This is a genomic window from Vibrio sp. R11-SG3-ISO9 (assembly GCF_059834255.1).
The window spans coordinates 89,064-109,814 of sequence record NZ_JCBDGU010000039.1 but is presented as its reverse complement, the minus strand read 5'-3'; the positions used below and the strand labels follow the sequence as shown (position 1 = coordinate 109,814).

The 20,751-nt window shown below is 42.2% G+C and carries 18 protein-coding genes; 11 read left to right on the top strand and 7 right to left on the bottom strand.

What is annotated here, in order from left to right; genetic code table 11:
* Positions 1–38 precede the first annotated feature (38 nt).
* The 8 genes from AC6R05_RS12835 (at position 39) to AC6R05_RS12800 (ending at position 8,117) form a co-directional block, all read left to right on the top strand.
* Positions 39–320 carry an HlyU family transcriptional regulator gene (locus AC6R05_RS12835; RefSeq protein WP_500647587.1) on the top strand — a complete coding sequence of 94 codons (282 nt, stop codon included), beginning with the start codon at positions 39–41 and terminating at the stop codon, positions 318–320.
* A 301-nt stretch (positions 321–621) separates the two neighbouring features.
* Positions 622–2,169 carry a Re/Si-specific NAD(P)(+) transhydrogenase subunit alpha gene (gene pntA / locus AC6R05_RS12830; RefSeq protein ID WP_500647586.1) on the top strand — a complete coding sequence of 516 codons (1,548 nt, stop codon included), beginning with the start codon at positions 622–624 and terminating at the stop codon, positions 2,167–2,169.
* Between the two features lie 12 nt (positions 2,170–2,181).
* Positions 2,182–3,561, top strand: coding sequence for a Re/Si-specific NAD(P)(+) transhydrogenase subunit beta (pntB, locus tag AC6R05_RS12825; RefSeq protein ID WP_446577734.1), 1,380 nt, complete (start codon positions 2,182–2,184; stop codon positions 3,559–3,561).
* Between the two features lie 161 nt (positions 3,562–3,722).
* A complete protein-coding gene (gene vxrA / locus AC6R05_RS12820; RefSeq protein ID WP_032552525.1) occupies positions 3,723–5,192 on the top strand; it encodes a sensor histidine kinase VxrA in 1,470 nt (489 codons plus the stop codon).
* The gene (vxrB, locus tag AC6R05_RS12815; RefSeq protein WP_032552526.1) at positions 5,167–5,826 is read left to right on the top strand and encodes a response regulator transcription factor VxrB; all 660 of its coding nucleotides are present in this window, start codon (positions 5,167–5,169) and stop codon (positions 5,824–5,826) included. Before vxrA ends, vxrB begins: the two co-directional genes overlap by 26 nt.
* Positions 5,827–5,828: 2 nt before the next feature.
* Positions 5,829–6,716, top strand: a complete 888-nt coding sequence (locus AC6R05_RS12810) for a DUF2861 family protein (protein WP_285464629.1) — start codon at positions 5,829–5,831, stop codon at positions 6,714–6,716.
* Between the two features lie 51 nt (positions 6,717–6,767).
* Positions 6,768–7,925: a conjugal transfer protein TraF gene (locus tag AC6R05_RS12805; RefSeq protein WP_500647585.1), complete on the top strand. Its 1,158-nt coding sequence runs from the start codon at positions 6,768–6,770 to the stop codon at positions 7,923–7,925.
* A 42-nt stretch (positions 7,926–7,967) separates the two neighbouring features.
* Positions 7,968–8,117, top strand: a complete 150-nt coding sequence (locus AC6R05_RS12800) for a YoaH family protein (protein ID WP_152470585.1) — start codon at positions 7,968–7,970, stop codon at positions 8,115–8,117.
* A 435-nt stretch (positions 8,118–8,552) separates the two neighbouring features.
* Here the strand turns inward: AC6R05_RS12800 and AC6R05_RS12795 are convergent, their stop codons facing one another.
* The 4 genes from AC6R05_RS12795 to AC6R05_RS12780 form a co-directional block, all read right to left on the bottom strand.
* Positions 8,553–9,818 (bottom strand): GGDEF domain-containing protein, encoded by a 1,266-nt coding sequence (locus tag AC6R05_RS12795; protein ID WP_500647584.1) that lies wholly within the window; start codon positions 9,816–9,818, stop codon positions 8,553–8,555.
* A 576-nt stretch (positions 9,819–10,394) separates the two neighbouring features.
* On the bottom strand, positions 10,395–10,631 hold the full coding sequence (locus AC6R05_RS12790; protein WP_500647583.1) for a helix-turn-helix domain-containing protein: 237 nt from the start codon (positions 10,629–10,631) through the stop codon (positions 10,395–10,397).
* 302 nt (positions 10,632–10,933) lie between these two features.
* On the bottom strand, positions 10,934–11,245 hold the full coding sequence (gene yciH, locus AC6R05_RS12785) for a stress response translation initiation inhibitor YciH (RefSeq protein WP_032552543.1): 312 nt from the start codon (positions 11,243–11,245) through the stop codon (positions 10,934–10,936).
* A gap of 6 nt (positions 11,246–11,251) precedes the next feature.
* Positions 11,252–11,626, bottom strand: a complete 375-nt coding sequence (locus tag AC6R05_RS12780; protein ID WP_032552544.1) for a DUF3319 domain-containing protein — start codon at positions 11,624–11,626, stop codon at positions 11,252–11,254.
* Between the two features lie 100 nt (positions 11,627–11,726).
* Here AC6R05_RS12780 and AC6R05_RS12775 point away from each other — a divergent pair, with 100 nt between their 5' ends.
* Positions 11,727–12,698, top strand: coding sequence for a tyrosine-type recombinase/integrase (locus AC6R05_RS12775; protein ID WP_500647582.1), 972 nt, complete (start codon positions 11,727–11,729; stop codon positions 12,696–12,698).
* Positions 12,699–12,721: 23 nt separating this feature from the next.
* On the opposite strand, the gene AC6R05_RS12770 is transcribed toward AC6R05_RS12775, so the two are convergent.
* Positions 12,722–13,717, bottom strand: a complete 996-nt coding sequence (locus tag AC6R05_RS12770; RefSeq protein ID WP_285464639.1) for a D-alanine--D-alanine ligase — start codon at positions 13,715–13,717, stop codon at positions 12,722–12,724.
* A 174-nt stretch (positions 13,718–13,891) separates the two neighbouring features.
* Positions 13,892–14,461, bottom strand: a complete 570-nt coding sequence (locus AC6R05_RS12765) for an SPOR domain-containing protein (protein ID WP_150896404.1) — start codon at positions 14,459–14,461, stop codon at positions 13,892–13,894.
* Positions 14,462–14,677: 216 nt separating this feature from the next.
* Between AC6R05_RS12765 and AC6R05_RS12760 the strand changes: the two genes are divergently transcribed.
* Complete coding sequence (locus AC6R05_RS12760) at positions 14,678–17,362, top strand: bifunctional acetate--CoA ligase family protein/GNAT family N-acetyltransferase (RefSeq protein WP_500647581.1); 2,685 nt, start codon at positions 14,678–14,680, stop codon at positions 17,360–17,362.
* Positions 17,363–17,400: 38 nt separating this feature from the next.
* Here the strand turns inward: AC6R05_RS12760 and AC6R05_RS12755 are convergent, their stop codons facing one another.
* Positions 17,401–18,288 (bottom strand): LysR family transcriptional regulator, encoded by an 888-nt coding sequence (locus tag AC6R05_RS12755; RefSeq protein ID WP_032552549.1) that lies wholly within the window; start codon positions 18,286–18,288, stop codon positions 17,401–17,403.
* Between the two features lie 237 nt (positions 18,289–18,525).
* On the opposite strand from AC6R05_RS12755, the gene AC6R05_RS12750 reads away from it, so the two are divergent.
* Positions 18,526–20,658 (top strand): TonB-dependent hemoglobin/transferrin/lactoferrin family receptor, encoded by a 2,133-nt coding sequence (locus AC6R05_RS12750; RefSeq protein ID WP_500647580.1) that lies wholly within the window; start codon positions 18,526–18,528, stop codon positions 20,656–20,658.
* Positions 20,659–20,751: the final 93 nt, after the last annotated feature.

The window sequence follows — 20,751 nt, the reverse complement described above, 5'->3', positions numbered from 1 at the left end:
AGATGAGTCCTTGGTTGTTCAATTAGGAGTATTAAAACGTGGGATTTTTTTCAAAGCTATTTGGAAGTAAAGAGAAAACCGAACAAGCCGTTGTTGTGGAACCTGTAGAATATAAGGGTTTCAATATCTATCAAGAAGCGTTGGCCGAATCCGGACAATACAGAGTCGCTGGGCGTATCGAGAAAGAAATTGATGGTGAAGTAAAATCTCACCGTTTCATTCGTTCTGATGTTGTTTCAAACAAAGACGACGCCAATGAACTGATGCTGAAAAAATCTCAAATGTTTATCGATCAAATGGGCGATAACATTTTTAGCTAGCCAATTAGGGTTAGAATTGATGTTGGTCATAATTTTAAGAGCCTTCAGTGTATATGCTGAAGGCTCTTTTTAGTTTTTAAGGAAAAAGAGCAGCTAGATAGTTGTTATTTAAGGGATTAATTTCAAGTGGTTTGACCTCTTAACCTGATTTGGTTGTCTTTTAGCCCCTAAAAATCGATGAAATTGCATCCAATCCGTTATATGTAATAACTTTTTCTGTTCTTTGAATAAAACGCTTGAAGTATTAGTTGTCGTTAGATACAAACGAATAAGTCATTGTGCCAATAGTCAAGGAATAGCTATGCAAATTGGTGTACCAAAAGAAACCCTCGCAGGTGAAACGCGAGTCGCTGCTTCTCCAAAATCGGTAGAACAGCTTTTAAAGTTAGGATTTGAAGTTTGTGTTGAAACACAAGCGGGCGCTTTAGCAAGTTTTGATGACTCAGCTTATGAAGAAGCTGGCGCTAAAGTTGTCTCTGCTGATCAAGCTTGGGAATCCGATATTATCCTCAAAGTCAACGCTCCTATTGTTGATGAAAATCTTGATGAAATCGCGCTTATCAAAGAAGGTGCGAGTCTGATCAGTTTTATCTGGCCAGCTCAAAACCCAGAATTGATGGAGCAGCTGTCTAGCAAGAATATCAATGTAATGGCAATGGACTCGGTGCCGCGTATTTCACGTGCTCAAGCATTGGATGCATTGAGTTCGATGGCGAATATTGCGGGTTATCGTGCTGTTGTTGAAGCTGCTCATGAGTTTGGTCGCTTCTTTACAGGTCAAATTACCGCAGCAGGTAAAGTTCCACCGGCCAAAGTACTGGTTGCGGGTGCTGGCGTTGCGGGTCTTGCCGCCATTGGTGCTGCAGGTAGTCTAGGAGCAATCGTTCGTTCATTTGATGTCCGCCCAGAAGTAAAAGAACAAGTCGAGTCGATGGGCGCTGAATTCTTAGAAGTGGATTTCCAAGAAGACACCGGCGCTGGTGACGGCTACGCCAAAGAGATGTCTGATGAATTCAATAAGAAAGCAGAAGAACTCTATGCCGCGCAAGCGAAAGACGTTGATATCATTATTACAACCGCATTGATTCCAGGTCGTCCTGCACCGAAGCTAATCACTAAAGAGATGGTCGATAGCATGAAGCCGGGTAGTGTGATTGTTGACCTTGCTGCGGCTAATGGTGGTAACTGCGAATACACGGTTGCAGACCAAGTAATCACAACAGCAAATGGCGTTAAGGTTGTTGGTTACACCGATATGGTAGGTCGCCTTCCAACTCAGTCTTCACAGCTATATGCAACTAACCTTGTTAACCTACTAAAACTCCTTTGCAAAGAGAAAGACGGCAACATCAATATTGATTTTGATGATGTTGTTCTTCGTGGTGTGACTGTGGTTAAAGAAGGTGAAGTGACGTGGCCTGCGCCACCGATTCAAGTTTCGGCCCAACCTCAACAGGCAAAACCGCAAGCTGCACCTGCTGAACCTAAAGTTGAAGAGCCTAAATCCCCAGCGAAGAAAATTGCAGGCATGGCGATCGCTGTTGGTGCCTTTGCATGGATCGCTTCTGTTGCTCCGGCAGCGTTCTTATCGCACTTCACGGTATTTGTACTGGCTTGTATTGTCGGTTACTACGTAGTTTGGAATGTTAGCCACTCACTACATACACCATTAATGTCGGTGACGAATGCTATTTCAGGCATCATTGTTGTTGGTGCGTTACTTCAAATCGGTCAAGGCAGTGGGGTTGTTACCTTCTTGTCGTTTATCGCCGTGTTAATTGCAAGCATTAACATATTTGGTGGCTTTACCGTTACCAAACGTATGCTTGAAATGTTCCGTAAAGACTAAGGAGTATAACGGATGTCTGAAGGATTAGTACAAGCAGCATACATTATCGCTGCTGTATTCTTTATCATGAGTCTTGCTGGGCTTTCTAAGCAAGAATCGGCTCGTGCCGGTAACTACTACGGTATTACTGGTATGGCAATCGCTCTGTTTGCAACGATCTTTGGCCCTTACTCTGAAGGTCTGGTGTGGATCATTATTGCAATGGTGATCGGTGGTGGTATCGGTATCCACTATGCGAAAAAAGTAGAAATGACTGAGATGCCTGAACTGGTTGCAATCCTACACAGTTTCGTAGGTATGGCGGCAGTATTGGTTGGCTACAACAGCTACATTGATGCACCAGAAGCAGCAACACACGCAGAGCACGTTATCCACCTTGTGGAAGTTTTCCTTGGCGTGTTCATTGGTGCAGTAACGTTTACTGGTTCTATTGTCGCATTTGGTAAGCTGCGTGGCATTATTTCATCATCAGCATTGAACATCCCTCATAAGCACAAATGGAACCTCGCTGCGATCGTTGTTTCGACTTTGCTTATGATCATGTTCGTTAAAGCTGACGGCAGCATGTTTGCTCTGATTGTGATGACGTTGATCGCATTCGCATTCGGTTACCATTTGGTTGCTTCTATCGGTGGTGCAGATATGCCGGTAGTGGTTTCTATGCTTAACTCTTACTCAGGCTGGGCTGCCGCCGCAGCTGGTTTCATGCTAGCAAACGACCTGTTGATCGTAACAGGTGCTCTAGTAGGTTCATCAGGTGCAATTCTGTCTTACATCATGTGTAAGGCGATGAACCGCTCATTCGTTAGTGTTATCGCTGGTGGCTTTGGTCAAGAAGTTACTGTATCCGGCGATGCTGAAGAGCAGGGTGAACACAGAGAAGCGTCGGCAGAAGAAGTCGCTGAAATGTTGAAAGGTTCTAAGTCTGTAATTATCACACCTGGATACGGCATGGCCGTAGCGCAAGCTCAGTACCCAGTGCATGAAATCACTGAAAAGCTTCGTGCCCAAGGTGTTGAAGTGCGATTTGGTATCCACCCAGTGGCGGGTAGGTTACCGGGTCACATGAACGTGTTGCTTGCGGAAGCTAAAGTACCGTATGACATCGTTCTAGAGATGGACGAAATCAACGACGACTTTACTGAGACTGACACCGTACTAGTCATTGGTGCGAACGACACAGTTAACCCTGCAGCGTTAGAAGATCCAAATAGCCCAATCGCAGGCATGCCTGTACTAGAGGTTTGGAATGCGCAAAATGTTATTGTGTTCAAGCGTTCTATGAATACTGGTTACGCGGGTGTACAGAACCCACTGTTCTTTAAAGACAACACTCAAATGTTGTTTGGTGATGCAAAAGAAAGCTGTCTAAGCATTCTAGAGCACTTATAAGAAACCGTTAAATGACAAGGGACTCGATTGAGTCCCTTTTTTTGGTTAGTGCTTTTACATTCATATAAATTATTGGCGCATAATTGATGCCAGTTATCGGATTGCTAAGGTAAAAATTTATCTTTGATAGCGAATGGTATATATTTGATTTATCTGTATGAATTAGCGCTTGGCTTGTGACGATTAAACAAACATTATCATTTATTACATTAAGCTTTTTCGTTTCAGCAACTGCTTTCGCTGATTCGTTGCCTGAGCGTATCGATCATTTTACTAAGTTGTTTGATCATGAAACGGCGGTCGAATCCTACGACATTCGTGTACTACAAGCCGATTATCCAACCAGTTTAATCATGCCATCAGCCATGCTACCGCAAACGGCAAAGTATCCGCTGAAAGATATTCAAAGGCTGTATCAATTATCGAAAACGTGTAGTGGAAAACTACCGCTTAGCCCTTTAATTACGGAGCCTTTAGTGTTTACACGAGCCATGTGTAAAGGGACAGTGTTATCGGATCGCTGGTTCAGTCGTAGTGGTTTGATTCACCCTGGTGGCGGTTCATACGCAGCACGTTACGTAGAACAGTACCCGGAAAAGTTTGAATCGCTAAAGCGCTTTATGCACATTCAAGAGCGACCAAATGAAGATCATGATGAGCTTCTGACTCGCCTAAAACACATGAACAGCGAAGCGATTACCGCATTATTGGCTGGTGCGAGCATGTTTGTAGAGCTCGATGAGCTTTGGCTGAAACGCGGTGACCGATACTATTTGTATCAAGAACCAATCTGGACTGAGAATGCACAGTTAGCCGGACTTTCATATCGTCTGTCAGATGAAGACAATAGCTGTTTCGTTCAGCGAGGCAATATTTGTTGGGAGATCGAAGACCACTCAGAGCTGCTTCAAATTGCGATGATTGTCCTAGTGGTTGCGAATATCTTGTTGGTGATTGGCTGGTCTATCTATCGTTGGAACGTACGCAAACAAGAGATGAAGAGTCGTATGTTAGTACTGCAGATCCTAACGCACGAACTTAGAACGCCTATCGCTAGCCTGTCATTGACGGTAGAAGGTTTTAGGAGAGAGTTTGAACACCTTCCTGAAACGGTTTATGACGAATTTAGACGCCTTTGCGAAGACACTCGCCGATTAAGGCAGCTTGCCGAAGCGAGTAAAGACTATTTACAGTCCGACAATCAACCTCTCGCTACAGAGTGGGTACCAAGCGTACAAGAGTGGTTGGAGTTTAAAATTGAAGAGGAGTTTGGTCCTGATATCAAACTTGTCATTAACCAAGACATCGCTGCGAAAGTAAACGTTTATTGGTTGGGAACTTGTATAGATAACTTAATCAGAAATGCAGTTAAGTACGGAGTTCCACCAGTTACGCTTGATCTCACGACTTCTGACAAGAAGCTGACATTCAAAGTGATAGATAATGGAGACTTGACCCGCAAAGACTGGGGGCAGTTACGTAAACCGTTTGTAAGTAAGAGCGGTCTTGGTTTAGGCCTAACGATAGTTGAATCTATGGTTGGGAAAATGGGTGGACACATGACTCTCATCGGGCCCCCGACAACATTTATTTTGGAGATACCTTGTGAAACAGACATTGCTTCTCGTTGAAGATGATAAAAACTTAGCTGATGGTCTTCTAGTTAGCCTAGAGCAAGCTGGATATGAATGTTTGCATGCAGAACTCATCTCTGAAGTTGAAGGCTACTGGGAACAGGCTGATCTGGTAATCCTCGACCGTCAACTTCCAGATGGCGATTCAGTGGATTCTCTACCTGGTTGGAAAAAGAAGAAAGATATCCCAGTTATTCTGTTAACGGCACTTGTTACAGTAAAAGACAAAGTTGCAGGTTTAGATTCTGGTGCTAATGACTACCTAACAAAACCATTTGCAGAGGCTGAACTATTTGCACGTATTCGCGCGCAACTTCGTTTACCGGATGCAGAAGAGCAGGATAGCTCGAAAGTTGTTGCTCAAGACTTAGTCATCGATAAAGCAACACGTGAAGTCTTCTTTAAAGATCAAGAAGTAACATTAACTCGTACTGAGTTTGATTTGCTTCTGTTTTTAGCGAGTAATCTGGGGCGTGTTTTCACGCGTGATGAACTGCTTGATCATGTGTGGGGTTACAACCACTTCCCAACGACTCGAACTGTTGATACGCACGTACTTCAGCTTCGTCAAAAACTACCTGGTTTAGAAATTGAAACACTACGTGGCGTTGGCTACAAAATGAAAGCGTAATAATGAAACGAAAAGCACTTCCACTATTACTGATGGCGATGACCAGTTTCTCTAGCTCGGCAACCGAGTGGTTTACTGGCAGTAATGCATTAACACAGGTCCATAAGCATATATTGAATGATGACCTGACGTTGATGTTCGATTCATTGGTGGAAGTGTGGCAAAGCAATACTTCTAAGGTGCGAGAGCAGCACCTTAATGAACTGTTCAATCAGGCGCTAAACAAAGATTGTGGTAAGACGTTAACCAAGAATACTTTGCCTGATTGGATAAGTTCAGTCGTTATAAAGCGACACATGATTCAAAGCCCGGGCAGAGATACGTTTCGCTTGGTCATCGACTTAGAGTCTACTGAAAACATTCAAAACATATCCCTAGACAAGTGGGTTGATAAAACTCTTTCATCCGATAGCCAGATGACTAAGAGTGCTAAAAAGGTTGAGAATAGCGACGCGTATTTGTACAACAAGCGCTATAACTTGTCGTCACCCGTTCAGTCCGGCCTTTATCGTCTAAGCGTAAAAGTTGAAGATGGAGCAACTTGGAGTACTTGGGTTATTTTTGGTGAAGTAAAGCTCAAACAGCAAGTACGTTGGGCATCTAAAGACTCGTGGCGTATTGATAAGAAAGAGCTTTTAAATCCGTATTGTCCGTTGCCGCGCTTGGAAGTTGGGCTTTATGATTACGTCAATGAACGCTATGAGCGTGTTTGGGGTAAGAGCTATGAGTCAGATTATCCAATGCAACTAAAGGGTGAAGATATTCCAAGTGATCGCTACGTTCTGGCCGTTTCAATGGCACACGCGCGTTGGCAAGGTGATATAACCATCGAACAGACACAAACGATAAGTAAAACGTATGATATTTCTAGCGAGGAGGAGTTAAAGTAAATTACAATCATGCCGATAACAATGTAAAGGACTTAACAAAGAACTATCAGCATGAACAAAACGACAAAACTACTCGCAACGTCAATAGCCTTAGCTAGCCTTCCTGCTACTGCAGCAAACTATGCCATCGAAGCGCGCGGAGACGCTATGGGTGGCGTTGGTGTTGTATCAGCTAACTTCTTAACAGCCCCATTTTATAACCCAGCTTTAGTTGCTATTTATCGTCGTAACGATGACCTAGGTATGATCACGCCAAGTTTTGGTGTTAATTACAACGATCCAAACAATCTAGTTGATGACGTAGACAGCTTAGTGGACAAGATTAGTGATGGTTCAGTGACCAACGCTGATATCGCTGCACTAGATGGTGATAAACTCAAAGTGGATATTGGCGGCGTTGTCGCATTTGCACTTCCAAATCAATATGTTGCCGCGAATATTTTTGGTAAAGCCTATACAGAATCATTTGTAACACCTGATACTTATACCGCAAATGCAAGCGATATTGTCAATGCGGAGCTAACAGCAGTTAAAGCCGTCTCTATCGGTATTGCTGAGGCTGGTATTTCATTAGCAAAATACCAAACATTCCTTGGTCAACATTTCTCATTCGGTGTATCTCCAAAACTTCAACGAATTTATACCTATAACTACATAGCATCTGCATCAAACTACGATTTGAGCGATGTGCGTGAAAATGAAACTGCTGAAACAACATTTAATATAGATGCGGGTGCGCTCTGGTTTTATGGCCCTTTTAGAGTGGGTTTTTCTGCAACGAATATAATCGATAGAGATATTGATACAAAAGCAGTCACCCAAACTCTTACAAGTACAACTAACCCTGGAGCTTCGAGAGTTGTGACTTCCAACCATTCATACAAGCTTGGTCCAGTATATACAGTAGGTGCTGGTGTTGTTGCTGATTACTTTACGCTAAGCGTTGACTACGATATCAATGAAGCTGAAAAGTTCACAAGCTTTGATGACAATGAACAGATGATTCGTGTCGGTACCGAGGTGGACATTTTACGTCAACTGAAGCTGAGAGGAGGGTACTATAAAAACCTAGCTTACTCTGATTCAGAAGGTACTGTTACAGCTGGTATCGGACTATCTCCTCTAAACCTATTCCAGCTCGATATTAGTGCTAACTACACTAACGAAAATGCAATGGGCGCTTCTATCAATTTCCTTGCTAGTTACTAATTGTGCCTATATAGTTCAGCTCCAAAGTAAAAGGAGCTGAACATGCTAAACGACTTACCAACACTGACTCACGAAGAACAACAAGCTGCTGTTGAGAGAATTCAAGAACTCATGACCAAAGGTGTTAGTACAGCAGAAGCTATCAAGATAGTGGCTCAACAAATTCGAGAAGAAACAGAAACTAAAGAGTAGGGCATTAAGCCCTTCTTTTTTACCTATTAGTGCACTATAACTAAAATATTCTTTTCTACATCTATGACCTCTCAACCTCCAAATAAACGACAAAGCCTCCTCTCCATAACAGAAATCATCATAAATTCAGCATCTTAGCATGGTATAAAATTCCACGTAAAACCCAATACAATTAAGTGTGTAATAAAATTACATTTCACATTACATCAGGTTGCCCATATGCATTCCCGCTTCAAACCTTGGTGTCAATTTGTGTGGCGCTGATTGATTCTGGCGGCTTGATATTTGTTAAGCAGCTGTTTTTATTGATATTAAACGGATTTTCGGTGTGGCAATTATTCTGACTTTGAATCAAGTGATAGATTAGTGTTACGTGAACTTAGAAAGTAATAATTGTAGGATTTAGATTATATAGCGCTTTGATGGACTGGGCGGTTAAAGGTAGACAACTCTATTACGACCTTGGTTCTTTGCTTGGTAGAGAGCTGTATCAGCACGCTTGATCGCGGTACGCATCGATTCCTTTCGCTCCAATTGAGTTAAGCCAATAGACGTAGTGATCTCTAATGATTGTGGCCAAAGATTACGAGCCATGGCATCCATAAACTCCGATATCTTATCGTTACACTGTGACGTAGTTTGCTCTAAGCATACTAGTAAGAACTCTTCGCCACCCCAGCGATACATTAAATAGTTTTCATTGAAGACTTGTTCAGATAGGTCGGAGAAATCCCGTAAGACACTGTCGCCAATGTCATGGCCATGTGTATCATTGACCAATTTGAAATGGTCTAAATCGAATAGCGCGACATGAATAGCCTTACCTTGTTGTATAAGCCTTTCGAAGTCGTAGAAGCTGTCCAAGGCTTGAGTACGATTTCTTGCTCCAGTGAGCGGGTCGGTTGTTGCTTTAACTCGAAGCTCAGCGATCTCGCGCTTGAGGCTGATCGCTTTGGCATCAGAAACCTTACGACAACGATGTATTTGATACATAGAACCCGCTACGTAATAAATTGCGAATGCGACCCATATGCCGATCAAAACTCTGATGAGCGTTAAGTGTGAAATGACTTTTCCGTGAAAAACTATGCTATGGACAGTTAACTGATGAAGTCCCTCTAGGGTACTCGAACCCAATCCAAGTTCTACCGATACGGTATTGGTGATATCCACACCACTGTTGTTAATTGGATGGTTGTAGAAGTCAACCCACCATAAAGGCACGTTGAAATACTCTAAATCAATATTTTCTTTGTCATCAAGCGAAAAGTCGAATCGGTTAAACTTATTGGATATAGGGTCTCCAGTAACACTGTATGCATCATTATGATTTCTCGCGTAAAACCTAAAGCGGGGATTCTCTTGACCTTTATAATCCATATTGATTGTTACAGAGTCATATTTGGAAAGATCTACGCCTTGTCCGTCTTCTGATATAACAAATTCAACCTCACAGAAAGGCGAACGATAATTTCTTTTAAAGTTGCAGTGTAACGTTATTGAACCATTTTCTTGGGTAACATCACCGCGCGTACCACCACCATGGTCTTGATCGGTATTCACTTTGGGCTCGAAACGTTCAGGCGTAATGGTAAAGTTTTTATCCATACCTATGTGGAATGAGATTAGAGAAAATGCAGTGATTGCGAGACATGTTACCGCTAGGAACACATTAAGCTGTCTAAATGTTCTTTCATTCATTAATCAAATCCGTGGAAATTCTTCTATCAAGTAATTGATATTGAAACGATTTCGAGAAGCGAACGATTCTAAAAGGCTAGGGAGCTCACTGATACTGTACACACGTAACTCTGACACACATTTGACATAGATAAACAACAACTATTTGGATTGGGCGCATTTAGTCACAACGTAACTTAATAGCGGTTATTTTTGTAAGTCAGAACTCTATTTGAAAGTGCTTCTCTATGTCGCGATCGGATAATCAGACAGCTAGAATCACCATTGCCCGTATATTGTGAGTTCACAATTGACTCATGTGGACAGGGATTGGTAATCAAGTTCTTCGATAAAGACTAAAAGGCAACATTTATCGCTGCGGCCTTCAAACCAATCATGGTGTGAACCGTCGATTTGGATGAGCTCACCGAGACAATCACGGCGATAGCGAGGCTGATAGATTCTAGGCTTGCGCCTAGAGTATGGAGTCCAAAGCCCGTCAGCAATCATCCATTGTCGGAGAGTTTCTTTAGAAACAATCAGATTATGGTGCTCAGAGAGTTTTTCTAACGCAAACGTGGGTGAAAAATCAAAGTATTATTCACGTACAATCCTTAATACTTCAGAACGAAAGTTATCATTATAGCGCCGGTTGCTTGGGCGACCGCGGGTTGCATGTGCCAAGCTTTTAGCGCCATAAGTTGCTAACTGCTTCAACAGTCGTCTGACATGTCGAGTCGAGACATTTAAAATGTCTGCAGCGTCGACTTGTCGTAAGCGTTTTTCTTGTACATCCGTTAGAACTTTGAATCGATTTATCTCGTGATCACTCATAGCAATTAACATCAGTTTAGGTCCTCAAAGCCAAGCAACACTTTAAGCTTAGGAGGACATTTTAAAGTTGCTCAAACCGGACATTACTATATTGCTCTTACAAAATCAGTGCGTATTATCTATCTTATGTTAAATTGAGTTTGCAATAACTAAGGCAGAGCTCAACTGAGTTACCCTGCCTTATCTTATGCACACTCTCTGTGCTTGATATTGAAGTTATTTAACCGAAACGCTTATTTACCATAAAATAGCTAATATCTAATGATAATAATCTTCGATTCTTAACTTTAATATTAGCCAGCTTAGCCACCGGCCAATTTAACTTTAAGACCTTTCTTTTCAAGGTGCGCTTTTATTTTATCACGAGCGTCACCCTGAATTTCAATGTTGCCGTCTTTTACAGAGCCGCCACAACCGCAAACTTTTTTAAGTTCCGCAGCCATTAATTTAAGTGGCGCGTCATCTAGGTCTAAACCTGTTACAACGGAAACGCCTTTGCCTTTACGACCTTTAGTTTCACGTTGAATTCGAACAATACCGTCACCCTTAGGGCGCTCGACTTTTTCTTCCTCAGGTTTAATACGACCCGTTTCTGTGGAATACACTAAGCTCATAGTCTTTTACTTCTTTTGTTGTTGCTGTGCTTTTTGCTTTGCTACCAAGTAAGCTTCGATATGGCGCTGGATTGCCATTTTCGATCCCTTAATAAGACGACCGTTAAACATGCAGTACCAAGCGTTAGGTTCGCCTGTATCGTTCTTGATTTGATAGCCATTAAAGTTTTCCGCTTGGCCACCTGAACCTGCTCGAGGTTTATTTAATGAAGTGAACTCTTTTGGATCAATGATAGATGCAGTGTCAATCCACCAATCGATGCTCTTCTTCAAAGCGGTCAAGTTACCTTGAATTGCGTGGTTTTTTAATTTTGCACGCCAAATAGTATTCGTCGCATCTGTTGATTGCAGATGAACTCCTCGATAAATCGAATTAGCCATATCTATGAATCATCTTTCTGTTTTCACTACACTAATCATAAGTGTACTATTAATGATATCAAGCATAATATGACAAAAACACCTGACCAGGTACGGTAATTTGAGAAAAAAAGTTCCGGTTTTGACCGACCCTTCACAAGTTAATTTCTTTGTTAAGAAACTCAATAACGAGGCTTCACTAGATGTTATAGATGAGTTGACCGACAATCAATATTCTCGAAACTCTATGCTAGGAATTCTATCTGACTGGAACCGTTATTTAGCATTTTGCCTTAAACATCATATTAATACCTTGCCTGCTTCCGTTACAGCAATTCGTCGATTTCTCGAAACAGAGGCTCACGAACGTAAGTTTTCCTCACTAAAACGTTACACTGCAACGCTATCCCTTCTGCACACGATTTTAGGGTTCCCTAACCCAATAAAACACAAGCAGGTAAGATTTACCTTAGTTCAATTGCAGATATCGAAATCAGGCGATGCGAAACAAACAAATGCGATGACTTATCATCATTTAAACCAGCTCAACAACAACTTAGCCAAACCCAATGCACCTCTTAAAGATATCCGTGATGTTTCGATTTATAACGTGATGTTTGAATGTGCTTTAAAACGCTCAGAGCTCAAGAACTTAAAAGCTAGCCATATCTCAACCAGAGATAATGGTAATTGCGTCCATGTGGCAGACTCAACATATCAACTCTCAGAAGTAGCTTCTGGCCACCTACAACGTTGGATTGAAATGAGTGAGCCTTTCGATGAGCAACCTTTGTTTCGATCCATAGATCGACACGGTCATATTCACAACCAACCGTTAGATGATTCTTCGATCTATAGAATCGTAAGGCGCGCAAGTGATCTGCTTGGACTAACCGGAAGTTTGAGCTTTTCTGGTAACTCTATCCGCGTGGGTGCAACACAAGAATTGGCGAAACAAGGAATGACGATCAGAGATATTCAAGACTTTGGACGCTGGATGAGTCCGGTCATGCCGGCGCAATACTTAGGTCAGTTGGCTAAATCCGAAGAAGGGAAAATTGTCTTTAAAGAAATTATTCCGTGGCAGTCATGATACCGCCACGGAGAGATAGTGCTTTATTTCAGGCTCGTGCGCACACAGTTCTCAAGGAATGAACTAAATGTGTGACCGTTATGCTCAACCATCTTCGGGAACATTGAAATAGGTGTCATACCAGGGAAGGTATTCACCTCATTTAGGTATATCTCATTATCTTCTGTTAGGAAGAAATCGATTCGTGACAGGTGACGAAGCTTCATCTGAGTAAATACTTTTCGAGCATCGTTATCAATCTGCTTCAACTGCTCTTCAGTTAAGTTCGTCGCTTCAACTTCCGTCGTTGAGTGACTATCGGCACCATATTTCTCTTCATATGTGTAAAACGCACCGTTAGGAGCTATAACTTCACCTGGTTTACTAATGTGCAGCTCACCATCGATCTCATAAGCTGCAACTTCTAGTTCACGAGGTACAACCGCTTTCTCAACTAATACTTGATCTGAGAAGGTAAATGCTTTGTTCACGGCTTCTTCAAGCTGCTCACTTTCAGTCACTTGGTAACAACCCACTGAAGAGCCTTGTCTTGCCGCTTTAACAAATACTTTGCCCCACTTTTCGAATGCTTCTTTCGCAGCTGTGTGGCTTTGTTCGTTATTATCTGAAAGGAAAAGATATGGCGTGTTAGGAATACCTAAAGCGTCGTACCATAACTTAGACGTGATTTTATTGAAGCTATTATTGCTTGCTTCTGAACCACAGCCTAAATACGGTATCTTCGCCATCTCAAACAGAGATTGGATATCACCAGTTTCACCAGGGAAGCCGTGAATACAAGGTGCAATAAAATCGATCTTCATTTGATCTTTATCGCCACAAAGCATTTGGTTATTGATATCTAGGTAGACCAACTCACCCGAATCAAGACACCACCCTTCACTTTTGATTTCGACACGTACAACATTGAAATCTTCAATACTATTGAGTTGTTCGAAAAGATAGCCAGCTGATACTAACGATACTTCATGCTCTGATGAGCCGCCGCCGCATAGTAGAAGAATATTTGTGGTGTTCATTGTTTAATTCGGTCCTTGAGAACTCGGTTTACTTTCGTTCAATGATAAACAAATAGAGAGCGAGTTTCAGTATTTTGAAGGTGAAAGTGTTGATATCAAGCTTAAGCGTCTAACTATTGCGCGAATACAACGATAAAAGAAAAAGAAGGAGCCACTGGCTCCCTCTTTAAATGATTAGTTCAGCTTATTTAAAGTTGGATATGCTGAGTTCTTGATCTCGTCGATGCTTTTAACAAATGGCTTCAAGTTTTGGAAAGTCTTTGGAAGCGTTGCGATAGCTTGTTTAGCTTCAGCTTTAGTCGCGTAGTCACCGTAAAGTACCGTGAACCATTTGGTACCATTAACAACTTTGTAGTTTTCCCAAACTGGTTGAGACGTTGTTGGCAATTGATTTACAAAAGAGTCCACTTTGCTTTGGCTGCCTACAGCAACAACTTGAACGGTGTAACCAAAACGCTGGTTCATTTGCTGCTTCTTGGAAGGACCTTTTACTGTAGCCACTGGTTTTACAGTTGTTGTCTGAGTAACTTCTTGTTTAACAGGTTCAGTTTTAACAACGTTCACAGTTACGTTTTCTTCGCTAACGCCTGAGCCCATTTGGTCTGATTTTGATACGACCGGAGCTTCAACTTGCGCAGTTTTGTACTCTTCTTGATAACTTTCTGAAGTCACATCCGTAATGTAGTTTTCGGATACACACGCAGCCAACAGAAGTGGCAGAGTCGCAATTGCAATTTTTTTCATGGAAAGCTCAACGTCCTTAATAAATAACTACTATAAATCATGCCGATAGCTCGGTATAGAATCAAGTTAACTTTAATATTATACACAATTTACGGGTGACCTATTTCACAAACTTAATCGCATATCGCATACATGATCTAATTTCGGTGAAATTCCCATCAACCTGGTTAGGAAAAGTACGCTAGGATGATGGTGTGTTTATCTGAAGGAAGTATTATGAACCCACTCGACTCGTTACTGAAACCTCGTTCAATTGCTGTCATTGGAGCATCAAAACGAGAGTCTAGAGCCGGCTACATCGTAATGAACAACCTACTCCATGGAGACTTTAAAGGCGCAGTAATGCCAGTCACTCCAAAATACGATTCGGTCGCTGGTGTTCTTTCCTATAAAAATGTATCACAACTCCCGATCACACCAGATTTAGCTATTCTCTGTACACACGCATCACGCAATATTCAGCTTTTCAAAGACATCGCAGACAAAGGAATTCGTTCGGTGATCGTTCTTTCGTCTGATATGCACCAAATTACACCCGACGGCGTAACGATTGAGTCCGAATGTTTGAACATTGCTAAAGAGAATAACATTCGAGTGTTAGGGCCTAACAGCTTGGGGATTATTCTCCCTTGGATAAACCTCAATGCTTCGTTTTCCCCGGTATCGGCTCTCCCTGGAAAGATTGCGTTCGTTTCCCAATCCGCAGCTGTGTGCACCACAATTTTAGATTGGGCAAATGACAAAGAAATCGGCTTTTCCGCCTTTATTTCTATCGGCAACGGCAGCGAAATCGACTTTTCCGAGCTACTCGATTACCTCAGTACCGATTCTCATACAGAGGCCATCCTTCTCTATATAGATACCATTAAAGATGCTCGCCGCTTTATTTCAGCCGCGCGAGCAGCTTCACGTAACCGAAGAATCCTAGTATTAAAAGGCGGTAGAACTGAACGTGGTCGTGCAGCAGCAATGGCTCACACTGGTGGCACCGATACTCTCGATATCATTTATGACTCAGCGATTCGACGTAGCGGTATGTTGCGTGTAAAGAACATGCACGAGTTGTTCGCCGCAGTAGAAACATTAACACACTCTGTACCACTTAGAGGCGAACGCCTTGCCATCGTTACCAACGGTGGAGGTCCTGCAATAATGGCCGTTGATACCCTGTTCGAACGAGGCGGTAAACTTGCCGAACTGTCAGAAAATACGTATCAAAAACTCAATCAGCGATTACCTGACAGTTGGTCTCACAGCAATCCAATTGACATAGTGGGTGATGCTGGTGAACAGCGTTACATTGACACTATCAATACACTCCTCGATGGTGATGAAGCTGATGCTATTCTGATTATGCATAGCCCTTCTGCCATTGCGCATTCAGCGCGGACAGCTGAAAAGGTCATTGAAGCTATCAAACGACACCCAAGACATAAGCACTTCAATATATTGACAAATTGGTCTGGTGAACTCACAGCTAAGCCTGCAAGAAAGCTCTTTACCGACGCCGGAATCCCAACCTATCGCACTCCCGAGAGCTCAATTGTCGCTTTCATGCACTTGGTCGAATACAGGCGTAACCAAAGACAGTTAATGGAAACCCCAACAACTGCAGAAAAAGTTCACATTGATGATCTCGCTGATGCGAAAAATTGGATAAACACGCAACTACTGGATAAAAAAACAGTAGTTCTTGATACCCACCAAAATAGCCAATATTTTAAACACTTCAACTTGGATGTACTGCCGACGTGGATAGCATCTGACCCGAGTGAAGCGGTACATATTGCGGAAACAATTGGCTATCCAGTTGCTGTTAAACTTCGCTCACCAGACATCCCGCACAAGTCGGACGTTCAAGGTGTAATGCTGAACCTTAGGAATAGCAATGAAGTAGCTAACGCCGCGCAAGCTATTCTCGATCGCACGCAGCTCTCCTACCCAACCGCAAACGTCCACGGATTACTGATCCAAGGTATGGCAAAGCTTGCGGGGGGACAAGAACTGAGAATTAAAGTCACAACTGACGAAACATTCGGGCCAATCATTCTATTAGGGCAAGGTGGTTCTGAGTGGGATGAATCGTTAGACGCGGCAGCAGCTTTTCCACCACTCAACATGACGCTTGCTCGCTATTTGATTATCCGTGCTATCAAGAGCGAAAAGATTCGTTTGCAGAAACTCCCTAATCCTATCGATATTGAAGGCTTGTCAGAACTCTTAGTTCGAATATCACAAATGGTGGTCGATTGCCCAGAAATAAAAGAACTGGATATTCATCCAGTACTAGCAAATGGGGATAAATTTACCATTCTTGATGCAGATATCACGCTAGAGCGTTATGAGGGTGACGCGCAGGAAAGGTTAGCGATTCGCCCTTACCCTGTAGAACTTGAAGAAACTATTACGTTAAAAGATGGTTCGACGGCTCTTCTCAGACCAATCCTACCGGAAGATGAGCCAATACACGCTGACTTTATAAGTAGAGTATCAAAGGAAGACCTCTATAAACGTTTCTTCAGTGATGTGGGAGAGTTTAATCATGAAGCTCTGGCTAACCTCACTCAAATCGATTTTGATAGAGAGATTGCTTTTGTCGTTCTCAAAGAAGAACAAGGTCAACCATCAATCATCGGCGTTTCTCGAGCATTAATCAATCCAGAAAACACCGACGCCGAGTTTGCGATACTGATACGGTCAGACTTAAAAGGTGTCGGCTTAGGCAAAGTGTTGATGAAGAAGATTATCGATTATTGCCAATCGAAACAGACCAAGCAGATCTCTGGAATGACGATGCCAACTAACCGCGGCATGCTGATGCTTGCGCAGAAGATGGGATTCAAACTAGACATCAGCTTTGAAGATGGGACGGCTGATATGGTGTTACCCCTTCAGCCATAGTAGATATTGAGAGTCGCATAACGTGACTCTCAACGTCATCACTTAAGAGGCCAAGTCTTTTTCAAATGTTGAATGCACCAAGACTTGGCATCCCCCATCTTGTTGCGGCGCCATGCGATGACAATATCAATACTTTGCTTCTCCGTGCCGGCAATTTGTTTAATTGCACCACTCTCAATCAGAGGTTGAGCAACAACTGTCGGTAATGTCCCTATCCCTAAGCCCGAGGTAACAGCTTCTACCTTTGCAGCGAAATTGGTTACTGTCATTCGTGGTTGGCGCTCAAGGATATTTACGCTTATGGCAGGTTTGTCACGAGCAGTATCAGCGATGGCTATTACCCTGTAACTTTCTCTAGCCTTCTGATCGAACTCACCAGCACGCTTGTGTACGTAGTGATCTGTAGATGCTACCCACATCATCTCGAGTTTACCAATGACTTCACTTTTCATGTCATTAGGTACCGCTTCCATCTTAGGGCAAATCAACAAATCTGCTCGATCATCTATCAAAGACTCCCAACATCCTGCCAGAATCTCCTCTTGCAGTTTCACGCGGGTCTTGCTGATCTTACCCAGTTCATCAATGAGTGGGAAAAAGTTCGATACCGGTAGAATACCGTCAAATGCAATAGTCAGGTCGAGCTCCCAACCATTCGCTAAGATACTAGCTTCATTAACCAACCTTTCTGTCGCACCTAAGATGATTCTACCTTGCTCTAAAATCAGCTGACCCGCTTCCGTAAAGTTAGCTCGGTGGCCAGAACGGTCAAAGATCATGATATCTAAATCTTGTTCAAGCTTTTGAATTTGATAGCTTAAAGACGAAGGTGCCCTATCAAGCTCGTTAGCGGCAGCAGCAAAACTACCACGACGGCTGATTGCATCTAAAATGTGTAATGCTTCTAAAGTGATTGGACTCTGCAAATTACACCTCTTCCCACTGAGTGATATACATCACAAAATTTAAAATCAAAATGAACTATTAATAGATTCAATAATACATCTAATTACATGTTTTAAAAGGAATTTTATACCGTCGCATTTACTGTGTAAATACTTTAATTGACATAAATAACAATGATAACAATAGTAATTCTCATTTAGATCCAATAGGATGGCATACGCCCAAGCAACCTATTATGGATTTAAGGTTTCAAATAAATGTATAAAAAGTCACTATTGTCAGCTTCCATTATTTTAGCTGTATCCCCCGCTCTTCATGCTGAAGAATACTCACTTTTTGATGAAGTCGTTGTTTCTTCTACTCGTACAAATCAACAACTAGAAGATGTAGCCGCATCTGTTGCTGTCATTAACGACAAAGACATCGAATCAAAGATGATGAACAGCGTCGAAGATCTATTCCGTTATACTCCAGGAGTTACCGTAACAACAAACTCTCGTCAGGGTATTCAAGGAATCAACATTCGTGGCATGGAAGGTAACCGTGTCAAAGTTATCGTTGATGGTGTCTCACAAACAAACCAGTTTACTCCAAGCGGCACACAACAATATAACTTCATCAACTCTTCTCGCGTTGATGTAGATGTAGATATGCTAAAATCTGTCGAAGTTGTAAAAGGCGCTGCATCGTCACTTTACGGCTCTGACGCTATCGGTGGTATTGCCGCATTTGAAACCAAAGATCCAAGTGATTTCTTAAAAGGTCGTGATTTTGGTGGCCACGCTAAGTTTAATTTCTCTTCGGCAGACAACACTTTCAGTGAATCAGTCGCTCTTGCAAACAAAATCGGTGATTTAGAAACTTTAGTTGCTTATACAAGACGTGACGGAGAGGAAGTAGATAACTTTGGTTCTCCTGACGAGCAAGAGACTCAAAACAACAACCTACTCGTTAAGCTCCAATATCAATTAAATGATAATCACCGCTTAGAATTTTCTGGAAACTTCATTGAAAACTCTGGTGATACAGATTTACAAAGCGCGAGCTATAGCAATTACTACGGTGAAGATTCGACGAGCCAGCAACAGGTCGGCATCAAACACATTTGGAATGCTAACCGAGCGTTTGCTGATGAAATTACTTGGCAATTAGATTGGTTAGCTAAAGAAGAAAATGGTGTAACTCATCGTACGTCGAATGGTGGTAGCCCTTTCTTACCGCCAGCAGGTAACGTTCAGAAAAAAGACTACATCTATTCTGATGAAGGCTATCAGTTTGATGTTCAACTCGACAAGTTCTTCACTACGGGTAATGTAGAGCACTACTTCATCTATGGTGCAGCGTACTCAGATAAAGACATCAAAAACGTCAATAAAGAGTATAACTCGATCAGTGCTGATCAAACTATTTTCTATATTCCAGCAGCATCAGAGAAAAAATACGGTTTCTTTGCACAAGACGAGATGACAATTGGTAATTGGCTAATTACTCCTGGTGTGCGATTTGACGGCTTTGAAACCAATCCTGGTGACACTAGTCAGAACCCGAGTGGCAACCCAGCAAGTGATTACGCTAAATACTCAGATTCGGCAGTCACTGGTCGTTTAGGTACGACGTACACGCTAAATGATGAAAACAAAATTTTCGCGCAAATCAGTCAAGGTTTCCGTGCTCCTGATTTCCAAGAACTTTATTACTCTTTTGGCAACCCTGCTCATGGTTATGTAAATATCCCAAACCCAGATTTAGAAGCTGAAGAGAGCATTTCGTACGAACTAGGTTGGCGTCATAACACTGACTTATCATCGTCTGAAATTGCAGTTTTTTATAGTGACTACAAAAACTTTATTGATAGCCAACCGGTCGGTGGCTCAGGCAGTCCTACAGACCCTACGATTTACCAAAGTGTCAACATCGATGAAGCTGAGATCAAAGGTATTGAGGCATCGAATACCCTTTCTTGGAATAGTTTCATGCCGGTACAAGGTGTTAGTAGCCGTTTAGCTGCAGCATACACTGAAGGTAAAGATGGTAAAGGTAATCCTCTTAACACCATTAACCCTTGGAATGCTGCTGTCAGCTTAAACTATGACTCTCCAAGTGCAATGTGGGGTACGTCGATTGATCTAAACTACACAGCTAAGAAAAAGTCATCAGACATCGATAGCACTGGTTTAACGTCTCCAATCCGTGAAAATGCCGCATCTACAGTTGTCGACTTAACGGCTTACTACATGCCGATGAAAGACTTGACGCTTCGTGCTGGTATTTTCAACGTTACAGACGAGGAGTACTACGAGTGGAATGATGTTCGTGGTTTCTCGCAAGAAGACAAAGATTACACACAACCAGGTCGTAACTGGTCTGTCACTGCAAAATACGAATTCTAATAAGCTTTACCAAACTTAAAGTACAAAAAAGCCAGCATATCTGCTGGCTTTTCTATATTTCACTTAAAATTGTAATAAAAAGGGAAAGTGAAA